The organism is Paraburkholderia madseniana, from assembly GCF_009690905.1.
Taxonomy (GTDB): domain Bacteria; phylum Pseudomonadota; class Gammaproteobacteria; order Burkholderiales; family Burkholderiaceae; genus Paraburkholderia; species Paraburkholderia madseniana.
In genome coordinates, this window is the sequence record NZ_VOSW01000012.1 from 96,362 (window position 1) to 118,966 (window position 22,605).

At 61.6% G+C, this 22,605-nt stretch carries 20 protein-coding genes; 10 read left to right on the forward strand and 10 right to left on the reverse strand.

What is annotated here, in order from left to right; translation table 11 throughout:
- Nucleotides 1–10: 10 nt before the first annotated feature.
- The 3 genes from FSO04_RS08775 to FSO04_RS08785 form a co-directional block, all read right to left on the reverse strand.
- Nucleotides 11–946 (reverse strand): LysR substrate-binding domain-containing protein, encoded by a 936-nt coding sequence (locus FSO04_RS08775; RefSeq protein ID WP_154559302.1) that lies wholly within the window; start codon nt 944–946, stop codon nt 11–13.
- 147 nt (nt 947–1,093) lie between these two features.
- A complete protein-coding gene (gene styD, locus FSO04_RS08780; protein ID WP_154559303.1) occupies nt 1,094–2,572 on the reverse strand; it encodes a phenylacetaldehyde dehydrogenase StyD in 1,479 nt (492 codons plus the stop codon).
- 174 nt (nt 2,573–2,746) lie between these two features.
- Nucleotides 2,747–3,649, reverse strand: a complete 903-nt coding sequence (locus FSO04_RS08785) for a hypothetical protein (RefSeq protein ID WP_199203018.1) — start codon at nt 3,647–3,649, stop codon at nt 2,747–2,749.
- Between FSO04_RS08785 and FSO04_RS08790 the strand changes: the two genes are divergently transcribed.
- Complete coding sequence (locus FSO04_RS08790) at nt 3,639–4,250, forward strand: hypothetical protein (RefSeq protein ID WP_154559305.1); 612 nt, start codon at nt 3,639–3,641, stop codon at nt 4,248–4,250. The two genes, FSO04_RS08785 and FSO04_RS08790, sit on opposite strands and share 11 nt — an antisense overlap.
- On the opposite strand, the gene FSO04_RS08795 is transcribed toward FSO04_RS08790, so the two are convergent.
- The gene (locus tag FSO04_RS08795; RefSeq protein WP_154559306.1) at nt 4,179–6,164 is read right to left on the reverse strand and encodes a primary-amine oxidase; all 1,986 of its coding nucleotides are present in this window, start codon (nt 6,162–6,164) and stop codon (nt 4,179–4,181) included. The genes FSO04_RS08790 and FSO04_RS08795 overlap by 72 nt on opposite strands.
- Nucleotides 6,165–6,360: 196 nt before the next feature.
- Between FSO04_RS08795 and FSO04_RS08800 the strand changes: the two genes are divergently transcribed.
- The 3 genes from FSO04_RS08800 to FSO04_RS08810 all read left to right on the forward strand — a co-directional run bounded on the left by FSO04_RS08800 (nt 6,361) and on the right by FSO04_RS08810 (nt 10,482).
- Entirely contained in the window at nt 6,361–7,359 is a 999-nt protein-coding gene (locus FSO04_RS08800; RefSeq protein ID WP_154559307.1) for an AraC family transcriptional regulator, read from the forward strand.
- Nucleotides 7,360–7,647: 288 nt separating this feature from the next.
- Nucleotides 7,648–9,099, forward strand: a complete 1,452-nt coding sequence (locus FSO04_RS08805; protein ID WP_174825281.1) for an APC family permease — start codon at nt 7,648–7,650, stop codon at nt 9,097–9,099.
- A 168-nt stretch (nt 9,100–9,267) separates the two neighbouring features.
- Nucleotides 9,268–10,482, forward strand: a complete 1,215-nt coding sequence (locus FSO04_RS08810; protein WP_154559308.1) for a porin — start codon at nt 9,268–9,270, stop codon at nt 10,480–10,482.
- An 82-nt stretch (nt 10,483–10,564) separates the two neighbouring features.
- Here the strand turns inward: FSO04_RS08810 and FSO04_RS08815 are convergent, their stop codons facing one another.
- Both FSO04_RS08815 and tam read right to left on the reverse strand, forming a co-directional pair.
- Nucleotides 10,565–10,930: a hypothetical protein gene (locus tag FSO04_RS08815; protein ID WP_054037539.1), complete on the reverse strand. Its 366-nt coding sequence runs from the start codon at nt 10,928–10,930 to the stop codon at nt 10,565–10,567.
- Nucleotides 10,931–11,094: 164 nt separating this feature from the next.
- Nucleotides 11,095–11,871: a trans-aconitate 2-methyltransferase gene (gene tam, locus FSO04_RS08820; protein ID WP_154559309.1), complete on the reverse strand. Its 777-nt coding sequence runs from the start codon at nt 11,869–11,871 to the stop codon at nt 11,095–11,097.
- Between the two features lie 157 nt (nt 11,872–12,028).
- Between tam and FSO04_RS08825 the strand changes: the two genes are divergently transcribed.
- Entirely contained in the window at nt 12,029–12,925 is an 897-nt protein-coding gene (locus FSO04_RS08825) for a LysR family transcriptional regulator (protein WP_154559310.1), read from the forward strand.
- A gap of 94 nt (nt 12,926–13,019) precedes the next feature.
- On the opposite strand, the gene FSO04_RS08830 is transcribed toward FSO04_RS08825, so the two are convergent.
- The 3 genes from FSO04_RS08830 to FSO04_RS08840 all read right to left on the reverse strand — a co-directional run bounded on the left by FSO04_RS08830 (nt 13,020) and on the right by FSO04_RS08840 (nt 16,527).
- Nucleotides 13,020–13,667 carry a GntR family transcriptional regulator gene (locus tag FSO04_RS08830; RefSeq protein ID WP_154559311.1) on the reverse strand — a complete coding sequence of 216 codons (648 nt, stop codon included), beginning with the start codon at nt 13,665–13,667 and terminating at the stop codon, nt 13,020–13,022.
- 111 nt (nt 13,668–13,778) lie between these two features.
- Nucleotides 13,779–15,164 (reverse strand): aspartate aminotransferase family protein, encoded by a 1,386-nt coding sequence (locus tag FSO04_RS08835; RefSeq protein WP_414693406.1) that lies wholly within the window; start codon nt 15,162–15,164, stop codon nt 13,779–13,781.
- Nucleotides 15,165–15,177: 13 nt separating this feature from the next.
- Complete coding sequence (locus FSO04_RS08840; RefSeq protein ID WP_154559313.1) at nt 15,178–16,527, reverse strand: glutamine synthetase family protein; 1,350 nt, start codon at nt 16,525–16,527, stop codon at nt 15,178–15,180.
- 184 nt (nt 16,528–16,711) lie between these two features.
- On the opposite strand from FSO04_RS08840, the gene FSO04_RS08845 reads away from it, so the two are divergent.
- The 5 genes from FSO04_RS08845 to FSO04_RS08865 all read left to right on the forward strand — a co-directional run bounded on the left by FSO04_RS08845 (nt 16,712) and on the right by FSO04_RS08865 (nt 21,264).
- Nucleotides 16,712–17,749: an AraC family transcriptional regulator gene (locus tag FSO04_RS08845; protein WP_154559314.1), complete on the forward strand. Its 1,038-nt coding sequence runs from the start codon at nt 16,712–16,714 to the stop codon at nt 17,747–17,749.
- A 197-nt stretch (nt 17,750–17,946) separates the two neighbouring features.
- Nucleotides 17,947–18,840: an N-carbamoylputrescine amidase gene (gene aguB / locus FSO04_RS08850; RefSeq protein WP_154559315.1), complete on the forward strand. Its 894-nt coding sequence runs from the start codon at nt 17,947–17,949 to the stop codon at nt 18,838–18,840.
- Between the two features lie 79 nt (nt 18,841–18,919).
- On the forward strand, nt 18,920–19,951 hold the full coding sequence (locus tag FSO04_RS08855) for a histone deacetylase family protein (RefSeq protein WP_154559316.1): 1,032 nt from the start codon (nt 18,920–18,922) through the stop codon (nt 19,949–19,951).
- 145 nt (nt 19,952–20,096) lie between these two features.
- Nucleotides 20,097–20,720 (forward strand): glutathione S-transferase family protein, encoded by a 624-nt coding sequence (locus FSO04_RS08860; RefSeq protein ID WP_154559317.1) that lies wholly within the window; start codon nt 20,097–20,099, stop codon nt 20,718–20,720.
- Nucleotides 20,721–20,919: 199 nt separating this feature from the next.
- Nucleotides 20,920–21,264: a hypothetical protein gene (locus FSO04_RS08865; protein WP_154559318.1), complete on the forward strand. Its 345-nt coding sequence runs from the start codon at nt 20,920–20,922 to the stop codon at nt 21,262–21,264.
- 100 nt (nt 21,265–21,364) lie between these two features.
- On the opposite strand, the gene fabV is transcribed toward FSO04_RS08865, so the two are convergent.
- On the reverse strand, nt 21,365–22,561 hold the full coding sequence (fabV, locus tag FSO04_RS08870) for an enoyl-ACP reductase FabV (RefSeq protein WP_093633701.1): 1,197 nt from the start codon (nt 22,559–22,561) through the stop codon (nt 21,365–21,367).
- Nucleotides 22,562–22,605 lie beyond the last annotated feature (44 nt).

Below are 22,605 nucleotides of genomic sequence, written 5' to 3' on the forward strand. Positions count from 1 at the left end.
TTCGCCCGGCTCAATCCGCTTCGCCCAACTGCGCCGACTCCGACGAATCGAGCGCGCGCTCGGTCAACCAGATCTCCTGCTGCAGCCAGTCGCGGAACAGCGCGACGTGCGGCAGCTCGTCCTGTTCCGCACGCGTGACGAGCCAATACGACTGATGTCCGTCGACGTGCACGTTCAGCACCTGTACGAGTTGGCCTTCCGCGAGTTCGCGCCCGATCATGTGACGATCGGCGATGGTCACGCCGAGCCCGTCGATAGCGGCCTGGATCGCGTGATCGAGCAAATCGAATTCGTAGCCGCCGCGGGTGTCGACGTTCTCGATGCCGGCGGCCTTCAACCAATGCTGCCAGGTCAGATAGCGCTGATCGGCGCTCGCGAGCACGTGCAGCAGCGTGAACTGATTCAGATCGATGGCCGCGCGGCCTGCCTCGCGCGCGAGCAACGCGGGGGCGCAGACGGCGATGTGCCGTTCGTTCATCAGCAAGCGGTTGTCCACGCCTTCCCACTCGCCGTTGCCGAAGCGGATGGCGCAGTCGAGCACGCCTGATTCGGCGAGATTGTCGTCGATGCGGGTCGACAGGCTGAGTTCGAGATGCGGATGCGCGTCGCGCAGACGTCCGAGACGCGGCATCAGCCAGCGGCTCGTGAAGGTGGGTGGCGCGTTGATACGCAGACGGTTGCGATGGGTTTTCTCCTGCAAGCTGCGAACCGTGAGCTCGATCCGGTCGAATGATTGTTGCAGTGCTTGCAGGAGAATGCGGCCGGCGGCCGAGAGTTCGAGGTGGTGATGGTGACGCTGGAGCAACGTCTCGCCGAGTTGGGCTTCCAGTTGCCGGACTTGCCGGCTGACCGCGCTTTGCGTCACGTTCAGCAGTTCCGCTGCGCGCGTGAAGCTGCCTGTGCGGCCGGCGACTTCGAAGGCTTTCAGCGCGTTCAGCGCGGGCATTTTGCGTTTCAAGATTGGGCACCCAAGGGTAGGCTGACGCGCAGCGGCGCGGGTGCCTGGTATTTTACTGTGTTGCCCTCGAGGTGTTACAGGTCTGCACGTCTTGCGGCGACGATGTGTTCGTGCCGCAAGACGTGCAGCGACCGGTCAATACGCGATGCAGACCGACTTGCTTTCCGTATAAGCATCCACAATGGCGTTGCCGTGCTCGCGTCCGATTCCGGACGCCTTGAATCCGCCGAACGGCATGGCGGGATCGACCATGTTGTGCGTGTTGACCCAAACGGTCCCCGCTTCGATGCCGTCAACCAGCCGCAGCGCCTTGTCGAGCTGATTCGTCCACACACTCGCGCCAAGACCATATTCCGATGCGTTGGCCTGAATCAGGACCTCATCGATATCGTCATAAGGCATCGCCACCAGCACCGGTCCGAAAACCTCCTCCCTGACCACGGAAAGCGGCTTGCATGCGCGATTGGCAATGACCGTCGGGCGGACAAAGAAGCCATCCGCATCAACGGCCGCGTCACGTGACAGGATCTCGCCGCCTTCCTGGCGGCCTTGCGCGATCATTCCCATGACCTTGTCGCGGTGCCGTGCGGAAACCATGGGTCCCATCTGCGTTGCGGCATCGAAACCGGAACCCAATGTGATCCCATCGGCTACGGCGGCGATACCTTCCACCACTTCGTCGTAAATCGAGCGCGCAACGTACAGGCGGGAACCCGCGGTACAGACCTGCCCGTGGTTGAAGAAAATCGCGCCGGCGGCGCCTTCGATCGCTTTCTTCGGGTCGCAGTCGTCCAGTACGATCACGGGGCTCTTGCCGCCCAGTTCCAGCGATGCGCGTTTCAGATCGCCTGCGCATTGGCGGCCGATGATGCGGCCCACTTCTGTTGATCCCGTGAAGGTGACTTTGTTCACGAGCGGATGCTTGACTAGCGCTGCGCCGGCGGTTTCGCCGCGGCCTGTGACGACGTTGAATACGCCCGGAGGGAAGCCGGCTTCATAGGCCAGTTCGGCCAGGCGGATTGCTGTTAAAGGCGTTTCTTCCGCTGGTTTCAGCACGACGGTGCAACCGCATGCGAGGGCTGGGGCGATCTTCCAGACCGCCATCAGGAGCGGGAAATTCCACGGCACGATTGCGGCGACTACGCCTGCTGGGACGCGTTTTGTTGAGGCGTTGTAGCGGGTGCCGGGTGGGAAGGGGATCGACACGTCGAAGGTGGTGCCCTCGATTTTGGTGGCCCAGCCGGCCATGTAGCGGAGCCATTGGACGCTGCCTGAGACTTCCAGCATCTTGGAGAAGGCTATTAGTTTTCCCTGGTTTAGGGTTTCTAATGTGGCTAGTTCGTCAGTGTGTTGTTCTACCAGGTCGGCTAGTTTTAGCATCAGACGTTCGCGAGCGGCTGGCGGTATTCTGCGCCAGGTGTCTGACTCGAAGGCTGCTTTTGAGGTTTTGACCGCGTGGTCGATGTCGGTTTCTGATGCGTCTGGGAGGTGGGCTAGTTCTTCGCCTGTCGATGGGTTGTAGATGGGGAAGGTTTTGCCTGCGGCGCTTGGGGTTTTTTCGCCGTTGATGAACATTGTGGTTGGCAGCTTTGCTGGGGTTTTCTGTTCGGGCATCATTTGTCTCCGACGGGGTGATGGTGGTGGTGCTATTCGGTTGTCGCTTTGTTTGCTTGCCTGGGGCTTTGGCCTTTCCTTGAATTGCTAGTGGTCTATTAGCGTTGCCCCTGTGCGGGGCGGCACCTACTTTTCTTTGCATGCCGCAAAGAAAAGTAGGCAAAAGAAAGCGGCTCAAACCACTCCTGCTAAGTGGGGCCCGCAGCTCGCAGACGGTAGTGGTGCATCTGGAATCTGTGTTCTCGTGCATTCGGCGTTCGTGACAAAGGAGTCATACTTCCCGACTTGCACTTCGTGCTCGTCGGAAGAGTCTGCCTGGCGGGAGTGATGGTTTAGGTGCTCGCGGTGCGCCTTTCTTTCGAACCAGTTGGTTGCTAATGTGCCGGCACATATCAGGTTCGTGATCGCGCTTAGCGCATACAGCACGATGAATCCGTCGCCGAAAAAGTAGGGCGTCGTCGATAACGTTGCGCCCAACACCATCCCGATGTGGTGCGCCCCGCCGGGACAACCCGCGCTCAATGCGCTGCGCGATTTTTTCCGCAGTTTCATCAGCGCCGGAATCGTCAGGCAGTCGAGAACCAGAAATATCTTTGCTGCGAGTAGTGCAAGTGTTGGACTGTCCACGGCTGCGAGGACCCCAATTAACGCCGCTCGTAGCACGTACAGCACAATCAACATTCGGTTGCTGTTGCCGGAACGGTCGGCGATGAACGCCAGCGCGCAAACGGCACCCGCCGAGAGCAAGATCTGCCATATCGGTTGGGCGCCACTCATGCCGCAAATCGCATACAACTGGAAACGCGCAAGACTGCCGCTCGATATGCCCGCAAGCAATGCGAGCAGCGCCGTCGTGCCGGTTGCGTGGATGGCTCTGGGCGACTGATCCGTGTTTTGATCCGCGTACTGATTTCGATCGAAATCCTCATGAGGCAAGGCTGACGAGCCAACAAGATGCCGCCCGTACAACAGCAACACGCCACCTACCGCCACAAACAACCCAGCTATCGTGGTGGAATGCTCCAGTCCACTCACATACGCCGGCACGACGCCCATCGCACTCATCGTGGCAATCAACGTCACCGCCGTCGCAAGCGTGGTGTGTGTCCTGGATACGCGCGACATCAACAGCGGCACGATCGTCATCGTTGCTAACGCCAACGCGCTCATCCACAACGCGTTGGCTCGTTGGCCGAGGCCGGCTTGCGTCACCAGCGTCGCGGCACCGCTCACGAGCAGCACACACGCCGCACCACTCATGCTCGCCGTCAGCCGGCGTGCCGCGCCACCGACGCTCGTCACCAACACACGCGCTGCCCAACTCACGCTCGCCGTCAGCCCGCGCGCTGCGCCACCCATGCTCGCCATCAACACACGTGCTACCCAACCCACGCCCGCAATTAACCCGCGTACCGTGCTCCTCGCGCACGCAATCCGCCCGTGCACCGCAGCGCCCGCGCCCGCACCCGCGCCCGCAATCAGCATGCGTGCCACGCCGCCTTCGTTTGAAGTCAGCCGGCGTACTACGCTGCACGCAGTCGCGGGACGCACGCATGCCGCGTCGGCCACGCGTGCAGCAGCGAGCCGCGCGCGGCGCGCCATCGAATCAGCGCTTGCAGCAGCCATGATCCGCGGACTTGCCGTCTTCGACGCTGTTCTGGTCACGCTCCGACGGTAAGTCCATCGTCGGGTTGGCGGAGAAGAAGTTGTTCGGCTTGAGCATGAAGCCGGCGTATTCCACCGGCATCACGGGGAAGTCCTCGGGTTTGCACACATGCGTGTGGCCGAAGCTGTGCCACAAAACGATGTCCTCGTTCTCGATGTTGCGGTTCGCCTCGACGTAGCGCGGCAACCCGTCACCGCCCGCGTGCTGGTTCGGATAGTCGCCGCTCGCGTAACGTTCAGCCGGATCGAATGGTGTAACCCACACGTGACGTGTCGCAAAGCCGCCGCGTTGGCGGACCTTCGAGCGCTCGTCGGCGAGCATCAGCGGGGAGTCGTTCACGATCAGCTTGTAGCCCGGATTCGCGCCGACAGCGTTCTTCACGTTCGGGTTGGTCACCTTCCAATAACGTCCGGTGCGGCCGTTCGCCAGGCGTGCGGCTTCGCTCTCGGTCTTGAACACGTGTTTGGTGGTGTCGAAGACGTTGCCGTACGGATTCGTTTCGCCCATCGGACGCGGCACGAATTCGTGTTCGGTCACGGTGTTGCGCTCGCCGTCCACCATCATGTGCATCCGTGCATTGAAGAAGTGCTGATGGGTCGGGCCGCCGAGGTTCTCGGTGATCATGCCGCCCCACGGATACGTGTCGCCGTCGGCTACGGCCGAGGTTTGGACGATGCCGGTCAGCTTGCATTCGAGCTGGATGGTGCCGTCCTGGTACAGGTACCAGTAGAAGCCGTAGTCGTAGTTGCCGACCGTCGCGAAGAAGGAGATCACGAGGCGTCGCGAGCGGCGCATTTCGAAGACGCCGGTGCGAAACTCGTAGTGCTTCCACAAGGTGCCGTAGTCCTCTTCGTGCATGCACACGGCGTTCTTCATCACGAACGCATTGCCGAAATCGTCGGCGGACGGAATGTCGAAATAACGGATCGTGCCGAGGCAATCGCAACCGAGTTCAAGCTGATTCGCCAGTTTGCCGAGGCCGTATTCGCCGGCATCGAATGCGCTCTTCCAGTAGTGATTCGTGCTCGGGTCGGAGTAGGGCACGCACATCTCCGTCACGCTCGCACGGTAGATGATCGGCCGCGTGTTCTTGCCGTCGTCCCACGACAATTGATGCAGCACCAGCCCTTCGCGCGGCGTGAAGCCGACCCGGAAGTTCCAGTTCTGCCAGCTCACGTGCCAACCGTCGATCTTGAAGCTGGGCCCCTCGGGTTGGCTGATCGACAGCGGTTTGAGTGTGCTGCGCGGCTCGCCGAGGCTCGGTGTGTCGTAGTTGTGTTTCGCGCGCGGAATCGGAATGATGCGGCCGTCGTCCACCAACTCGATCACTTTCTTCTCGAGCAGATTGACCACCGCCACCACGCCCTCGATCGGATGCGCATAGCCGTTGTCGGTCACGGTCTCGCGGTAGTAGCTCACGCAACGCACGAGGCGGCGGCCATTCTCGTTCTCGCGGTCGAAGCAGCCGGCGGAAAACGGATCGACCTGGACGCGCTCCAGATCCTTCTCGGTGAGGCCGCGCTTCATCACCGCAACGCGCCATGCGTCGTCGCTCTTGACGATTTGCTCGGCGTTCATGAAATCTTCGATCATGATCGGCGGCTGGCCATATGGCGCCTGATCGAACGGCAGCACGTTGTGCGAGGCGACTCTTTTCTCTCTCAGGTCTACATGGAATTCGGTGGTCGCTCCATTCGTACGATCAATTGCCAGGACGAACGCCGTGCGCGAAAAATATTCGCCGGCCTTGAATGCGATCACTTCGGCCTTCGGCGGCTCGCGCAATTCGACCATCGGAAAGCGCGCGTGCCCGTCGAGGTTTTCGGCGGCCTTCACGAGATCGCAGGCAAGCTGCATTTCGTCCGGACTCAGCGGATCGAGCGGATGAACGGGGGCGTGTGCGGTTTTCGTGGCATTCGTGTTCATAAGATTCCCGGAAGGAGTTTGCTGGACCGGACTGCGCGCGAGGCTGCGTGAAACGCATCGAACGCTGAGTCGATGGCAAATCGTAGGAACCCAATAATATTTTCGCGCTTGCTTATCGCGCCAAATGAACGATAAAGTGCGCCACGAGGAAGAACACTGCAGCACATCAGCGAAGACTTGAGAGGAGACGCTCAGCATGAAAAAAGTCACGCTCAACGGTAGCTTCCCGATGATCCGCGCCGCGGTCATGGGGCCGGTTGTGCGCGCACTCGATGCATCAGGCGCCAATTGCGACGCGCTGCTCGAAGCGTTCGGCATGAGCCGCAAGCTCCTGTCGAATCCCTATGAAATCCTGCCGCTCACGCGTTACGTGGCAGCTTTCGAGCGCGCGGCCGAAGTACTCGGCGAACCGTTGCTCGGCTTGCGTCTGGGCAGCGAATTGCAGGTGACGGAGCTCGGGCCGGCGGGTCTCGTGTTTCTGTCGTCGCCGACCTTGAACGCGGCAGTGCGCAAGTTCTCGCTCGCGCTCGCGTCGTGGCAGAACACCACGACCTGCGAGTTGCTGCGCGATGGCGAATGGCCGGTATGGACCTATCAGATCGCCAATCCGCAGATCTGGCCGCGCCGGCAGGACGCGGAATACAGCCTCTCGACGATGTGCCATATGATCCGGGCCGTGCGCGGCGCGGCGTGGAATCCGGCCGAAGTGCATTTCGAGCATGCCGCGCCCGCTGACCTCAAACCGTATGCACGCATTTTCCGCGTGCCAGTGCGCTTTCAGCAGCCTTTCAATGGCGTGATCCTGCGTCCGTCGGATCTCGATGCGCCGCTCAAAAGCGCCGACACGCAAATGGCGCGCATGATGGAGCGCCATGCCACCGATCTGATTGCGCGCGATGCGGTGCCCCACAGCATCGCCGACCAGGTGCGCGATCTGGTGACGCGGCGGCTCGCGCACGAAAAGCTGATCGTTGCCGACATTGCGAAAGATCTCGGTCTCTCGCATCGCTCGTTGCAGCGGCACCTGGCCGAGGCGGGGACTTCCGTGCGGCAGATCGTGCGCGAAGAGCGGCAGCGTAGTGTGGAAGGACTGCTTGAACGTGAAGGGCTCACCAACGCGGCGATCGCTCGCGCCGTGGGTTATGCCGACGCAACCGTGCTGTGGCGCGCCACGCGCAACTGGAAAAAACAATAAAGGTGGTGGCGCCGCAGTTGCTTTCATTCTGAAAGCACGTGAAGGCGCAATCTTCACACGAAAAAACTTCCGTTTCCTAACTATTCGCTGCGAACCGCACTGCCTGAGACGCTCACGAGCATTGGCGCAATTTATCGAAAATTTGGCGCAGTTCGCGAAGTCGCTTTATTTTTTAGCTACCTACCATGCGCTCACACCGAAACGTCGAACGTCGGTCAAGCGAGCGTCTGGACCAGTATTTCCAGGGTTTAGGCGAGTTCCAGACTAGCCAACAAAATAGAGGCAGCGATGAATGAACCCTACTCTCCGACCCGTCTGGTCGACGCGGAGAATCCCGTGGAACTGAAGGGCAATACGTTGGGCCTGTGGCAGATCGTGTTTCTCGTGATTTCCGCGGCCGCGCCGCTTACCGGCATGCTTGGCGCGGTGCCGCCCGCGATCAGTCTGGGCAATGGCGCCGGCATTCCGGGCGCGTTCGTGATTGCCGGCGTCGTGCTGCTGATCTTTAGCGTGGGCTTCGCGTCGATGAGCCGCCACGTGGTGCGCGCCGGTGCGTTCTACGCGTACATCACCGCCGGACTTGGGCGGCCGTTGGGCATGGCCGGCGCACTCGTCGCGTTGATGTCGTACACCTTCATCCAGATCGCGCTGTATGGGCTGTTTGGATTTTTCTGTACGGTGATTCTTTCTCCACTCCTGCACACGGCGATGCCCTGGTACGGCTATTCGCTGATCTGCGTGGCCGTGGTGCAATTCACGGGCATCCGCGGTATCGATCTGAATAGCCGGTTGCTCGGCGTGCTGATGTGTCTCGAACTGGGCATCCTGTTGCTGCTTGCGATTGCGATCGTCGTGCATGGTGGTGGCCCGAACGGCCTCACGCTTGCACCGTTCACGCCGGAGCATGTGTTCAGCGGCCACCTCGGCATTGCGGTGATGTTCGCCTTCGCGTCGTTTATCGGTTTCGAAGCGACGGCGATTTACGGCAAGGAATGCCGGGACCCGAAGGTGACCGTGCCACGCGCGACGTATGTGTCGGTGATGCTGATTCTCGTGTTCTTCGCTTTCGTCACGTGGACGATTGTTTGCGCGTACGGACTGAACGACGTGGTCACCGTCGCGACGAAGCAGCCGGGTGACTTCTGGTTCATTCAATCCGGCAAGTACCTGGGCGGTGCAGTGACGACGGTGATGAGCTTCCTGTTGCTCAGCAGTATCTTCGCGAGCCTGCTGTCGTTTCATAACACGCTGGTGCGTTATATCCACGCGCTCAGCCTGGAGGGCATCCTGCCGCAAGCGCTCAATCGCGTGCACGAAAAATACCGTTCACCGTATGTGGCGAGCTATCTGCAAACGCTCTCTGTGTGCGTTCTGCTCGGGCTCTTCATCGCGGCGGGCAGCGATGCGTTCAACATCGTATTCAGCTGGAGTTCGGCGCTCGGCACGATCGGGATCGTGATGCTTCAAGCGGTGACGAGTTTTTCCATCATCGCGTTCTTTCGCAAGACGCGCAAGGATACGCGCGTATGGCACTCGTTCGTCGCGCCCCTCATCGGTGGCATCGGCCTGCTGTATATCGGCGTGATTCTGGTGCGCAATCTCGATGCGCTCAGCGGCTCCGATAGCCCGATCGTCAAGTCTTTCCCCTGGATCGTATTCGCGGTGGCGCTCTTTGGCGTCGTGATCGGTCTCATCTTGCGTAAGAAGCGACCGGATATCTACGCGCGCTTCGGGCAGTAATCGAACAGCGCGCAAGACACCCAGCGCGCGCCAGCTCGCCACGTTCTAACAATCGACTGTTGCCGTTCATTGCTGAGCGGCGGCGGAATGGTGTCGTTCGTTCGGGGCGTCCTCGGGGTGTCCTGTTTGTTGTTGCTGATTTCACCACTCAACTTCCGGCTAAAAAATATGGCAGACACATTCGTCAAGCGCTCAGCGCTTGCGCTGGCCGCGTGCGGCCTCGCGATGGGCGCACATGCGCAATCTTCGGTGACGCTCTATGGCACGGTCGACGCCGGCGTCGTGTACACCACCAACCAGCAGACGACGCTCGCCGACGGCAGTACCAACGGCCACGCGAATTATCAACTGGCGGGCGGCAATCTGGTGCCGTCGCGTTGGGGCCTGACGGGCGCTGAAGATATCGGTGGCGGCACCACAGTGAACTTCACGTTGGAGAACAGCTTTCTGATCGGCAACGGCGCGATGTTGCAATCGAATACGCTGTTCAACCGCAACGCATGGGTCGGTTTGAACAACGGCACGTACGGCGCGCTGACGTTCGGCCGTCAATACGATCCGTTCTCCGACTACATGGGTGCGTACGCATCGAGCAATAACTGGGCGACGCTGTACGGCTCGCATTTCGGCGACGTCGACAACCTCAACGAAGCGTTCAACTTCAACAACTCGATCAAATACATCAGCCCGAGCTTCGGTGGCTTGACGGTGGGCGGGTTGTTCAGCCTGGGTGGCGTGGCGGGGAAATTTTCGCAGAACAAGGGCTGGGCATTGGCGGCGAATTACGCGCAGGGTCCGTTGTCGCTGAGCGCGGGGTATCTCGAGTTGAACCAGCCGTTGCAGGCGGCCTTGGGCGGCACTGCCGGATATATCGGCGATTTCAGTTGCGCGAATGCCGATGCGTCGTATTGTCTGCTGCAGCAGGCAAGCAAGGTGAGGATTTTCGGAGCAGGGGGCTCGTATGCGTTCGGCAAGGCGGGCGTGGCGCTCACCTATACGCATACTCGTCTGTCGCAGAGCCAGTATTTCGCGAGTGCGGCGAGGCCCGCGGGGGAGGATGTCTCTTTCGACATTGCCGAGGTGAATACGACCTATATGCTCGCGCCGGATTTGCAGCTTGGTCTGGCCTATATTTTCAACGACGCCAAACCGAGCAGCAGCGCTTCGACACGCGTGCACCAGATCAACCTTGGCGCGGTGTATAGCCTGTCGAAGCGGACGGCGGTCTATGCGGTGGCGATCGGGCAGAAGTCTTCCGGCGCCGGGCTGGGGATCAACCCGGCGACGGGGCAGACGGAGAATCTGGCGCAGATTCCGAATATCGTCAATTCGGACACGGATAAACAACTCTCCGTGATCGTAGGTTTGCGGCACAATTTTTAATCTGCCTGCGCGGCGCTGGCAAACAGATCAGCGGAGCCAACGCCGCGTCCCGACTCACTCAAAGTGCCGCGTGGGGAAAAAATTAATCTGCCAGGCGCTTATCCGAAAGCGCGTTCTGGCAATCCGCCAGCACCTGTTTCACCAGCCTCGCCTGAGGGTCGAGCTCGTCTGTATCGAGAATTTCCTCGACAGCATCCCGCGCCCAATCGGCCTCGACAAATTTCGCGTGCCGCTGGGCAATCTCCAGTGCGGTTGCGGACAATCTGGCGATACTCAACCAGTCTGCTTCCCGGGACCGGTAGTCGAGCCACTTATGAGCGGCCTGCACGTGAAACGCCGCGTCAGGCCAGTCCTCATTCAGGTAATAGGCGCCCAGGCAGCCGCATGTGAGCCAGCACAACAGCTCCAAACGGTCTCGCGGACTCAGATGATGGCGTACATCACTCATGGCGACGCTCGCTGGTGTAATTTGCGTTCCGGTGAGGACGGCAAGCCGCCCCCCGCATACGTTACACAATATCACGCAGAATTCACGAGCGGCAATGCCTGACTGACCCTAGCGACTCCGGCACCACAAACGCCGCGCGGCAACCGGCTAGCGGCCCGACTTCGCTAGCGCGTAGCGACGATAAACAGCCGCGGGAAGGGCAGCAGCACGGTGCCGTCAGCCTGGGCCGGATAGGCTCGCGCGATCGCATCCCGGTAGCGCGAGAGGAAGACGCCTTCCTCGCTGTCGTCGAGCTCGGCGAGGAACGGCCTCAGCGCGCTGCCCTTGAACCATTCGACCACCGCGTCCGCGCCGCCCGCGAGGGGGTGATGGTAGACGGTGCGCCACACGTCGACCCGTGCGCACAGTGGCTTGAGCAGCGCGTAGTACCAGTCGGCGCCGTAGCGCATGGTGCGTTCCACACCCCTCAGCTTGTTCGCCCAGGGGCCGTCCGCCGCGATTTCGCGCAGCAGACGGTGCGCGGGTTCGTCGAGGTTGTCCGGCATCTGCACGGCCAGGTTGCCGCCCGGCGCAAGTTTTTTCACCAGCGATGGAAACAGTTGCTCGTGATTCGGTACCCACTGCAGCACGGCATTGGCGAGGATCAGGTCGTAGGGGCCGGGAGCATCCCATGTTTCAATGTCGCTCACCTCGAACTGGAATTGCGGCAGGCGCCTCGCAGCCGCCGCGATCATGTCGGCGGAACTGTCCATACCGCTGACCGCCGCGCCGGGCAGGCGGGCCGCCAGCGCTTCGGTGGAATTGCCGGGGCTGCAGCCGATGTCTACCGCCACTCGCACATCCGTCGCCGGGACCGCCGCCAGCAGATCCCTGACTGGACGCGTGCGCTCGTTTTCGAACAACACGTACTGTTTTGCCTGCCAATTCGTCGATGAAGTCATCTCGCGCTCCTTTGTCCCGATTGCACCCGATTGCCGGACCGTTTTCGCTGACATCCGCGCACAGTGTGCGGTGTCAAATCGATCCAATCCGCTCATTCTGTGCGGCGGCGAAGGCGGAGTAAAATGAATTTATCATTCCAATTCCTTCATTTTTCTAATGAAAATCGACACGCTCGGCGTACAGGCGTTCGTCGCGATCGCGGATCGCGGCAGCTTTCAAGGCGCCGCCGATTCACTGCACGTCACGCAAACGGCCATTACGCAGCGTCTGCGCAAGCTCGAAACGTATCTCGGCGTCACGCTGATCGAGCGGACCACGCGTTCCATGGCGCTGACGGAAATCGGGCGCAGTTTTCTGCCGCAGGCGCGCCGTTTGTTGGGCGAGCTTGCCGATGCGCTGGTGGAGATTCGCGAGACGGGGGTTGCCCGTCGCGGCGATGTGTCGATCGCCTGCGTGCCGACCGTGGGCGTGCAGTATCTGCCGCGCATTCTGCAGGCCTATGCTGCGCGTTATCCGCATAACCGGATCAAGATTCTCGATCACGCGTCGTCCGCGGTGGAGGAGGCGGTGCTGCGCCGGGAGGTGGAGTTCGGCATCAATATCGCCGGCGAGCATCATCCGGATCTTGCCAGCGTGCCGTTGACGGAAGACCGCTACGTGCTGATTTGCCATGAAGATCATCCGTTGGCGAAACGGCGGCGCATTGCCTGGCGGCAATTGCAATCGTATCCGCTGATTTTTGCCGGCGAGGTCAGCGGCAATCGCGCATTGCTCGATGTCGCGCTGGAAAAGAGCGAACTGGCGCTGCGCTCGTTTTATGAAGTGCAGCGCAGTTCGACTGCCGTGGGGCTGGTCGCTCAGGGTGTGGGCGCGGCGGTCGTGCCGGCACTCGCGATTCAGAAGGGCGCGTATCCGACGGTTCGCACGGTTGAGCTCACGCATCCGGTGGTTTCGCGCACACTCGTCCTTGTGGCGCGTAAGACCGCTCAGTTGTCGCCAGCGGCGCAGGCGCTTTACGACATGATTCTTGAGCAGGCGACGTTGAAAGCGTGACGAGGGCGGCCGGGCGCAGGGTATCGGGCTCGAAACCTGAAGCCTGAAACGTGACGCGAATCCCGAGTACGAACGCCCAGGGCAAGTCCAGCTTCTACAAACACTGCGCGCGCAAACAGCTCGCCGCATGACTCAGATCGTGCTCAATCGCGCGTCGCACACCAGCCGCATCACGCGCCTTCGCGGCGTTCAGCAAATCGTCGTGGGCGTCGTTGAGCGTAGCGGCGAACTGCGCGTCGCCGAACAACAGATTCGAAATCGGCCCAACCTGCAGCCACACCGTTTCGATCAATTCGAGCAAAAGCGGCGAGCCGGCCGCGCGATACAGAATCAGGTGAAACGCCTCGTTGGCGTCGAGATAGCCCTTGGCGTCGGCGGTCCGCAAGGCCTGCACCATCTGCGCATTCAATTTTTCCAGCGTTTCCAGATCATGCTCGCTGAGATGCGGCACACCCAGTTCGGCGGCCTGGCCCTCGAGAATCAGACGCACGCGCAGCACGTCGTCGAATTGCTCTTTCGACAGGCGCGGCACCGTCACGCCGCAATTGGGCACGTTCACCAGCGCCGATTCGGCCGCAAGGCGCTGCAAGGCGGAGCGCACCGGCATTTCGCCCACGCCGAGCTCGGCGGCGACGTGACGGATCTTGATGCGCTCGCCCGGCACGAAGCGCCCGATCGTCAGCCACTGCCGCAGCGTTTCGTAGGTCTGATCCTGCAGCGTGTGATGGCGCGAAGTTTTCATAAAGCTCGGTTCGGGAGCCGAAAAAAGACTGCAAAAAGGCCGGAAAAACGGGCCGAGAGTTTAGCGTCGGCCACGCTCGATCAACCTCGATCTGAAAACGCTCAGCTCAGCTCAGGTCAGTTCCGCTAGGCAGGCGTCGAATGTAGAAACCAGTCTGTCGACGTCGGCCGCCGACGTGTCGGGGCATACCAGGATCATGTTGTGAAACGGCGTGATCAGCACGCCGCGATTGAGCAGGTACAGGTGCACGATGTGCTCCAGTTCCGGGTCGAGCTGGCGGCCGGCTTCGTCACCGTTGCGCGGCGGCGTCGGCGTGAACTGGAATTCGGTGCGGGCGCCGACGCGCGTCACGCACCACGCGAGGCCGTGACGCGCGATCGCACTTTTCAGGCCGGTCTCGATCCGCTCGGCAAGCGCGAACATGTGGTCGTAGGCGGCGTCGGTCATTACCTCGGCGAGCGTCGCGCGGATCGCGCTCATCGCCAGCATGTTCGCCGTGAGGGTCGTGCCGATGCCGGAGTGACCGGGCGGTGCGCTGCGCTTGGCGTGCTGCGCGCGGGCCGCGAGCTCCGCGCTGAAACCGTACACCGCGCACGGAAAGCCGCCGCCCACCGGTTTGCCGAGAATGAACAGATCGGGTTCGAGGCCGTACGCTCTCGTATAACCGCCCGGCCCGCAACTGATGGTGTGGGTTTCGTCGATCGCGAGCAGCGTGCCGTAGCGCCGCATGAGCGCTTGCGCTTGCCGCCAGTAGTCCGGTTCGGGCAGCACCATGCCGATGTTGGTCATCGCGGGTTCAGCCAGCACGCAGGCCACGTCGCCATCTTTCAGCGCGTTTTCCAGTGCGGCCAGATCGTTGAATTCGATCACGCGCGTGGTGCCGAGCAGGTCGTGCACCTGGCCGATCAGGCTGTCGCGCTGTTGCGGCTTGCCGTCGACGAGATCGACGAACACGTCGTCCACGGTGCCGTGATAGCAGCCGTTGAAGATCACGATCTGTTTGCGACCGGTCGCCGCGCGTGCCCAGCGCAACGCAAAGCGGTTGGCGTCGCTCGCGGTCATTGCGAACTGCCAGTAGGGCAGGCCGAAACGGCGCGCGAGTTCTTCGCCGACCCACGCGGCATCCTCGCCCGGCAACATGGTCGTCAGACCACGCTCAGCCTGTACCGCCAGCGCGCGAGCCACGGGAGCGGGTGAGTGGCCGAACATCGCGCCCGTGTCGCCGAGGCAGAAGTCCGCGTAATGATGACCGTCCACGTCGGTAAACGCGGCGCCGCGTGCTTCTTCGACATAGAGTGAGAAAGGCGTCGACCAGTCGTTCATCCAGTGCAGCGGCACGCCGAACAACAGGTGGCGCGCAGCGCGTTCGGACAGCGCGCGAGATTTCGGCATGGCTTCGGCAAACGCGCGGCGTTCGCGTTCGACGAGCGCTTGCGCGCGCTCCCAGTTGATGCCTTGGCGAGTATTCAAATCCAGCTTCTCCGATGACGTTTCCATAAGCCGCCCGCGTTCAGACGAGCAGTTGCAGATGCTCGCGTTCCCACGCGGTAATGCCTTGCGAGAATGTCTCGAACTCCTTTTCCTTCACCGCGCAATAGGCCTGCACGAAGTTGTCGCCGAGCACGTCCGCGAGTTCGGTGCACTTAAGGAGCGCCTTGAGCGCGTCTTCGAGACCACGTGGTAATTCGTATTCGAGGTCGTAGGCGCTTTCGATCATCGGCGCCGACGCTTCCTGCTGCTCCACCATGCCGAGATAGCCGCAGGCGAGAGTGGCCGCCATCGCCAGATAGGGGTTGACGTCGACGCCCGGCACGCGGTTTTCGAGCCGCCGTCCATCCGGTCCGGAATTCGGCACGCGGATGCCGCAAGTGCGGTTGTCGTAACCCCAGCGCACGTTGATCGGCGCGGCGGTGAAGCGCGACAGACGCCGGTAGGAGTTCACGTAGGGCGCGAACATCGGCATGGCTTGCGGCATGTACTTCTGCAAGCCGCCGATATAGTTGAAAAACAGCGGGCTCGCCGTTCCATCGGGAAGTGAAAAGATGTTCTCGCCGGTTTGACTATCGACGATGCTCTGATGAATATGCATCGCGCTGCCGGGCTCATGCTCCATCGGCTTGGCCATGAACGTCGCGAAAATGCCATGACGGTAGGCGGTTTCGCGCACCGCGCGCTTGAACAGAAACACGCGGTCGGCGAGATCGAGCGCGTCGCCGTGCGAAAAATTGATTTCCATCTGCCCCGCGCCGACTTCATGCACAAGCGTTTCGACGCCGAGATGCGTCATCTCGCAGAAACGTGAGAGGTCCTGGAAGAACGGATCGAATTCGTTGACGGCGTCGATCGAGAACGACTGGCGGCCGGCTTCGCTGCGCCCCGCGCGGCCGAGCGGCGGGCGCAGCGGTTCATGCGGATTCTTGTTCTGCGCGATCAGGTAGAACTCCATCTCCGGCGCGACCACAGGGCGCCAGCCTTTTTCCTCATAGAGCTTCAGCACACGCCGCAACACCGCGCGCGGCGAAATGCCGATCGGCTTGCCGTCGAGCCCGACACAATCGTGGATCACTACCGCGACCTGTTCGATCGCCCATGGGACGAGCCGTACCGTGTTCGGATCGGGAATGCAGACCATGTCGGGATCGCTCGGCCCGACAAAGCGCTCGAAATCCGCGAACTCGCCGTTGACGGTAATCATCAGGAGCGCGTTCGACATGTGCATCTTGCCTTCCGAGAGAAACAGGTTCTTCGGCACGATCTTGCCGCGCGCGACGCCCGTCATGTCCGGTATCACGCATTCCACTTCATGGATGCGGTGATGTTCCAGGAATTCACGCAGGTCGTCGCGTAGGTCGCTTTGCAAGGTTGACTCCAGTCGGTTGATGAAGACGGCGCGAAGCGCGGCTGCAAACTTTGCGCGGACGAGCCTGTTCGGAAAAGCTGGGCGTTTTGCATCATAGGATTTGATCAAATCATCGCATGGATTTTTCCTTTTGGGAAATTTGATCAAATATCATCGGTTGATCGAGGGAACCTGAGAATCACCCATGACCGATGCACCGTGGTCGCCGCACCCGTCGCCGGCCCAATGCGTTGCGACCTTGCATACGATTGCCGCCGCCGTCTCCTTGCTGGAGCGGCAGGGGATTCGCGCTGAGGTGTTGCTGGCGGGAAGCGGCGTCAGCGAGGGCGATTTGCGTCAGCCGTCCGGGCTCGTCACGCACGCGCAGGAATTGATCGTGTTCTCCAACGCGTTGCAGGCTTGCGGCGATACGCGCATCGGCCTCGACATCGGCCGCGCGATGCATATCTCGAGCTACGGCATCCTCGGTTACGCGATGCTGGTGAGCCCCACGCTTGGCGACGCGCTGCAATGTGCCCAGGACTTTCCCTTACTGCTCGGAAGCTACTTCAAGGTTTCGCTGCGCCGCAACGCAGACGTCGCGGCGATCGTCGCGGCCGATTATCGCTACCGGCCGGATCTCGCCGCGATCAATACGGACATGTGTCTCGCGTCGATGTGGGCGGTGGTCTGCGACGTGCTGTCGGCGCGGCGCGCGCCATCCGCGCTTGAGGTGGCGTTCGGCGCACCCGCCCATGCGGATGCCTACGAAGAGCGGATAGGCCGCCACGCCACCTTCGACGCTGCTGAAAACGCGCTGATTTTTCCGGCCAACTGGCTCGACGAACCGTTGCCCCTCGCCGAGCCGGTGAGCTATCTGATGTCGCGCCAGCAATGCGCGCAACTCGAACGCGAATGGGCCACCGCGGCGGGCAACGACGTCACGGCGCGCAGCCTGCGCCTGCTGTATTCCGACCCACGCCGCTACGGCTCGCTGCGCTCGCTCGCCGATGCGCTGTGCGTGTCGGAGCGCACGCTCAGACGGCGTCTCGCGGGCAGCGGCTCCGCCTTCCAGGCGCTGCTCGACCGCGTGCGCCACGATCTCGCGCTCGACTACCTGGTGCGTACGCGCCTGTCGATGTCGGATATCGCCGAGCGGCTCGGCTATAGCGAAACGGCCGGCTTCCGGCACGCGTTTCGCCGCTGGACCGGTCGTTGTCCGAGCGACTACCGCTGCGCGTAGCCTGCGGTTCTTTCCGGAGTTCTTTTGTGCGCACTGTGTCGGCGGCGCGGCTACGTGCTGTCGTCGAGTCCAGCTCCAACGTCATGCCGCCCCGGCCAGATTGGCCACATTTATCCCCTCGATGACCGTTTCCCCGTTATCGCCCAGCCGCGTTCCTCGGGCAGAATTTTCCCAGACGAACACGGAGGAGACATCAGATGCGCGAAGTCAGCGTGGCGGCAATCCAGTTGGCCGTACCCGGATGGGATCGCGAGGCGAATCTCGCGCAAGCCGAGCGCCTCGCGCGCGAAGCGGCGGCGCAGGGCGCGCAGGTGATCCTGCTGCCCGAGCTTTTCGAGCTGCCGTACTTCTGCACCGAACAGGATTCAAAGCACTTCCGCCATGCGCTGCCGTTCGATGGACATCCCGCCATCACGCGCTTTAGCCGCGTCGCGGCCGAGTTAAACGTGGTCCTGCCGATCAGCTTTTTCGAAAGGGCCGGCAACGTCTTCTACAACACGGTGGCGATGATCGATGCAGATGGCAGCGTGCTCGGCCGCTACCGCAAAACCCATATCCCTGACGGCCCAGGCTACAGCGAGAAGTACTACTTCACGCCCGGCGACACGGGCTTTCGCGTCTGGCCGACGCGTTACGGCATGCTCGGCGTCGGCATTTGCTGGGATCAGTGGTTTCCGGAAACGGCTCGCGCGATGGCGCTCCTCGGCGCCGAACTGCTGTTCTATCCGACCGCGATCGGCAGCGAACCGCAAGACGCCTCGCTCGACAGCAGCGCGCACTGGCAACGCGTGATGCAGGGCCACGCAGGCGCGAACCTCGTGCCGCTGATCGCCGCGAACCGCACCGGCCGCGAGCAGGGCCGCGATTTTCCGCAGCGTTATTACGGCTCGTCGTTCATCGCCGATCAGTACGGCGAGCAGGTGCAGAAAGCCGGGCGCGACGAGCCCGCGATCCTGCTGCATCGTTTCGATCTGGATGCGGTTGCCGCGACCCGTCATGCGTGGGGCGTGTTTCGCGACCGGCGTCCGGCCTGCTACGGCATCCTCGCGACGAGCGATGGCGAACACCGTACTCAGGAGCAGGTATCTTGAGTGTCGTATTCACGAGCGTGACCAACCTCGACGCGTTAAGCCACGGATTCGAGCAGCAAGCATCCAGAGGAGACATTGCATGTTGACGGTATATAGCGATCGGCACCGGCTGCACCATGGCCATGCTGAATTGATCGACGGCGAAATGAAGCCTTGCTTCGAGATGCCGAGCCGTGCTGATTTCATACTGGAACGGGTGCGCGAAACGAGGCTCGGCGACGTGATTGCGCCCGCATCGTTCGGGCTCGATCCCGTGCACCGTATTCACGACAAGGGCTTCATCGCGTTTCTTGCCAGCGCATGGGACGAATGGAGCGCGCTCGGCCGCAAGCACGACGCGCTGCCGCTCATCTGGCCGGTGCGCGGCATGCGCCAGGACCGCGTGCCGGAAGATATCGACGGCAAGCTCGGCTACTACTCGATGGATGCGGGTGTGCCGATCACCGCGGGCACGTGGGCTGCCGTGAGCGATGCGGTGGATGTCGCGCTGACCGGCGCGCGCCACGTGAGGGAGGGCGCACGCGGCGCGTTCTCGTTGTGCCGGCCACCCGGACATCACGCCGCGGCGGACTATATGGGTGGCTATTGCTACATCAACAACGCGGCGGTCGCGGCGCAGTCATTCCTCGACGCGGGCGCGAAACGTGTGGCGATTCTTGACGTCGACTATCACCACGGCAACGGCACGCAGAGCATCTTCTATCACCGCTCCGAAGTGTTGTTCGCGTCGCTGCATGGCGATCCGCGCACCGAGTATCCGTTCTTTCTCGGGCACGCCGACGAAAACGGTGCGGGTGCGGGCCTCGGCTACAACGCGAACTTCCCGCTGCAACCGGGTACGGCATGGGCGGACTATGCGGTGGCGCTCGACGCGGCTTGCGCGCGCGTCGCTGAATACGCGCCGGATGCGCTGGTGGTGTCGCTCGGTGTCGATACTTTCGAAGAGGACCCGATTTCGCAGTTCAAACTGCGCAGCGCCGACTATCTGCGCATCGGCGAGGCGATCGGACGATTGGGGAAACCGACGCTGTTCGTGATGGAAGGCGGTTACGCGGTCGCGGCGATCGGGGTCAACGCGGTGAATGTGCTCACGGGTTTTGAGTCGGTTTAGCCGACCCTCTGTCGTGACGACGGCTGGCCCAGCGCGCAACGTGCAAAGTGTCTATGTCCGCTTTGTCGCGCTATCGATACGCTACGATTCGAGCCGGATTCCCGGTGAATTTATCCGTAGCGACTGAACGAGCGGCCCCGATCCTATGCTTCAGATACTAGGCAAAGCCTCATCCATCAACGTGCGCAAAGTACTGTGGACGTGTGCCGAACTCGCCCTGCCGTTCGAACGGGAGGACTGGGGTTCCGGATTCAGGGCGACCGACGTGCCCGAATTCGTCGCGTTGAATCCTAACGCGATGGTTCCAGTGATCCGGGACGGGGAGTTTGTGCTGTGGGAATCCAATTCGATCATCCGTTACCTGGCCGGCCGCTATGACGGCGATTGGCTCTACCCAGGCGATCCTTGCGAGCGCGCTAAGTGCGATCAATGGATCGACTGGCAGGCGAGCGAGCTGAACCGGGCGTGGAGCTACGCGTTTCTTGCGCTGGTCCGGCACTCACCGGCTCACCAGGACCGTCTGCAGATCGACCTTTCGTGCGCGAACTGGGCGAGGCATATTGCGATCGTCGACAGGCAACTGGAGACAACCGGTGCTTTCATCGCCGGGCAGGCGTTCTCGCTCGCGGATATTCCGATCGCGCTCTCGGTCAACCGTTGGCTTGAAACGCCATTGCAGCACGCCGATTTTCCCGCGCTGACAGCTTACATGGAACGCCTTGCCACGCGCCCGGGCTACCTGGCGTACTGCCGCAACGGCACGCCATGAGCAGTTGATTCGTGCTGCATCTGCCTTGACGCTATCAGGTAATGTCGGCGGCTTTTGCATCACGGGGTCAATTCGCACGGGACGCTTACAAAAATGCCTGCGTAGTGCTTACAAAAACCTAAGGGTCGAGTGGTTCTGCGCGCCACGATCCGAGTCGCCTACAATGGCCGTTTTTGCGACACAGATTGAAGGTTTAAAGATGCGGGTATCGAAATTTGCACTGGCTTTGCTGACGGCCTGTTTTACTCTCAACGCAAGCGCCGAGATGACGGCCGCGCAATACAAGCTCTGGGCTCATACCGACAACAACTCGGTGTACGCGGCTTATATCACCGGCACGATCAATGCGCTGGGGTGGGCGAACGGGGATCTGGTGTCGAAGAAGCGTCCGCCGCTGTTCTGCCCGCCGCAGAACCTTGCTATCGGCAATCAGAACGTCTATCCGTTGCTCGATCAGTTTTTCACCAACCATCCGAGCATCTCGGACGACTTCCCGATTGGGCTTGCCATTCTGCGCACGCTGCAGGCGGCGTTTCCCTGCTGATACGCAGGATGAGTTGGGCTACGACGCCATTCGGAACGCGTCCATTGCCCATGCCGAAAACGCACGGCTTGCGGGGTCGTAAAGACCCCGCAAGCAAACATCACATCTGCACGAGCCCGGGAATCTGCACGTCCGGATTGACGTCGGCTTCATAGTCCACGCCGGCGATCTCGAATCCGAAGAGACGCAGGAAGTCGGTCTTGTAGCCGCTGAAGTCGGTGAGCTCGTAAATATTGTCGTTGGTCACCTGAGTCCAGAGTTCCTGAACGCGCGCTTGCACTTCGGGATCGAGTTCCTTGTAGTCCGCGCGCAGACGGCCTTCTTCGTCGATGTGCGGCGTCGTGCCGTACATGCTGTCTTTGTAGAGTCCGTAGACCTGCTCGATGCACCCTTCGTGCGTGCCTTTTGCCTTCATCACCTTGAAGAGCAGCGACAGGTACAGCGGCATCATCGGGATCGCGGAGCTCGCCTGCGTCACGACCGCCTTGAGAACCGAAACGCGGGCATCGCCGCCCTTGGCCGCGAGTTTCTCGCGGATGCCGAGCACCTTCTCGTCGAGATCTTTCTTGGCCGCGCCGATTGAACCGTTCCAGTAGATGTCGTGCGTGATCTTTTCGCCGAGGTAGGTGAACGCGGTCGTCTTCGCGCCATCGGCGAGCACGTTGGCCTCGAGGAGGGCGTCGATCCACATCTGCCAGTCTTCGCCGCCCATCACCGCGACAGTGTTGTCGATTTCGGCTTGCGTGGCGGGTTCGAGGACGGTTTCCTTGATGACTTCCTTGTCGGTGTCGATGCCGCGCAGGTTGACGGCCTTGCCGACCGGCTTCAGGGTCGAGGTGAACACTTCACCGGTTTTCGGATGCGTGCGCTTGGGCGCGGCGAGACTGTAGACGACCAGGTCGACCTGACCGAGATCGCGCTTGATGACTTCGATGGTGCGTTGCTTGACTTCATCCGAGAACGCGTCGCCGTTGATGCTGGTCGCGTACAGGCCTTTTTCGGTGGCGAATTTCTCGAAGGCGGCGGTGTTGTACCAGCCAGCGGTGCCGGCTTTGGTTTCGCTGCCGGCTCGCTCGAAGAATACGCCGAGTGTGGCCGCGTCCGAGCCGAAGGCGGCGCTGATGCGGGCGGCGAGGCCGTAGCCCGTGGAGGCGCCGATCACGAGCACTTTTTTCGGGCCATTGGCGATGGGGCCGCGTGCCTTGACGTATTCGATCTGTTCTTTGACGTTGGCTTCGCAGCCAACCGGATGGGTCGATACACAGATGAAGCCACGCACGCGCGGTTTGATGATCATGAAGCACCTCTTGTCAGAATTGCCGACATTATAGTGGGCTTGGG

What these genes read in the sequence shown, in the direction of transcription:
- FSO04_RS08775 (WP_154559302.1), bottom strand. Translation starts at nt 946, where the DNA reads ATGCCCGCGCTGAACGCGCTGAAAGCCTTCGAAGTCGCCGGCCGCACA.
- styD (WP_154559303.1), bottom strand. Translation starts at nt 2,572, where the DNA reads ATGCCCGAACAGAAAACCCCAGCAAAGCTGCCAACCACAATGTTCATC.
- FSO04_RS08795 (WP_154559306.1), bottom strand. Translation starts at nt 6,164, where the DNA reads ATGAACACGAATGCCACGAAAACCGCACACGCCCCCGTTCATCCGCTC.
- FSO04_RS08800 (WP_154559307.1), top strand. Translation starts at nt 6,361, where the DNA reads ATGAAAAAAGTCACGCTCAACGGTAGCTTCCCGATGATCCGCGCCGCG.
- FSO04_RS08805 (WP_174825281.1), top strand. Translation starts at nt 7,648, where the DNA reads ATGAATGAACCCTACTCTCCGACCCGTCTGGTCGACGCGGAGAATCCC.
- FSO04_RS08810 (WP_154559308.1), top strand. Translation starts at nt 9,268, where the DNA reads ATGGCAGACACATTCGTCAAGCGCTCAGCGCTTGCGCTGGCCGCGTGC.
- FSO04_RS08815 (WP_054037539.1), bottom strand. Translation starts at nt 10,930, where the DNA reads ATGAGTGATGTACGCCATCATCTGAGTCCGCGAGACCGTTTGGAGCTG.
- tam (WP_154559309.1), bottom strand. Translation starts at nt 11,871, where the DNA reads ATGACTTCATCGACGAATTGGCAGGCAAAACAGTACGTGTTGTTCGAA.
- FSO04_RS08825 (WP_154559310.1), top strand. Translation starts at nt 12,029, where the DNA reads ATGAAAATCGACACGCTCGGCGTACAGGCGTTCGTCGCGATCGCGGAT.
- FSO04_RS08830 (WP_154559311.1), bottom strand. Translation starts at nt 13,667, where the DNA reads ATGAAAACTTCGCGCCATCACACGCTGCAGGATCAGACCTACGAAACG.
- FSO04_RS08835 (WP_414693406.1), bottom strand. Translation starts at nt 15,164, where the DNA reads ATGGAAACGTCATCGGAGAAGCTGGATTTGAATACTCGCCAAGGCATC.
- FSO04_RS08845 (WP_154559314.1), top strand. Translation starts at nt 16,712, where the DNA reads ATGACCGATGCACCGTGGTCGCCGCACCCGTCGCCGGCCCAATGCGTT.
- aguB (WP_154559315.1), top strand. Translation starts at nt 17,947, where the DNA reads ATGCGCGAAGTCAGCGTGGCGGCAATCCAGTTGGCCGTACCCGGATGG.
- FSO04_RS08855 (WP_154559316.1), top strand. Translation starts at nt 18,920, where the DNA reads ATGTTGACGGTATATAGCGATCGGCACCGGCTGCACCATGGCCATGCT.
- FSO04_RS08860 (WP_154559317.1), top strand. Translation starts at nt 20,097, where the DNA reads ATGCTTCAGATACTAGGCAAAGCCTCATCCATCAACGTGCGCAAAGTA.
- FSO04_RS08865 (WP_154559318.1), top strand. Translation starts at nt 20,920, where the DNA reads ATGCGGGTATCGAAATTTGCACTGGCTTTGCTGACGGCCTGTTTTACT.
- fabV (WP_093633701.1), bottom strand. Translation starts at nt 22,561, where the DNA reads ATGATCATCAAACCGCGCGTGCGTGGCTTCATCTGTGTATCGACCCAT.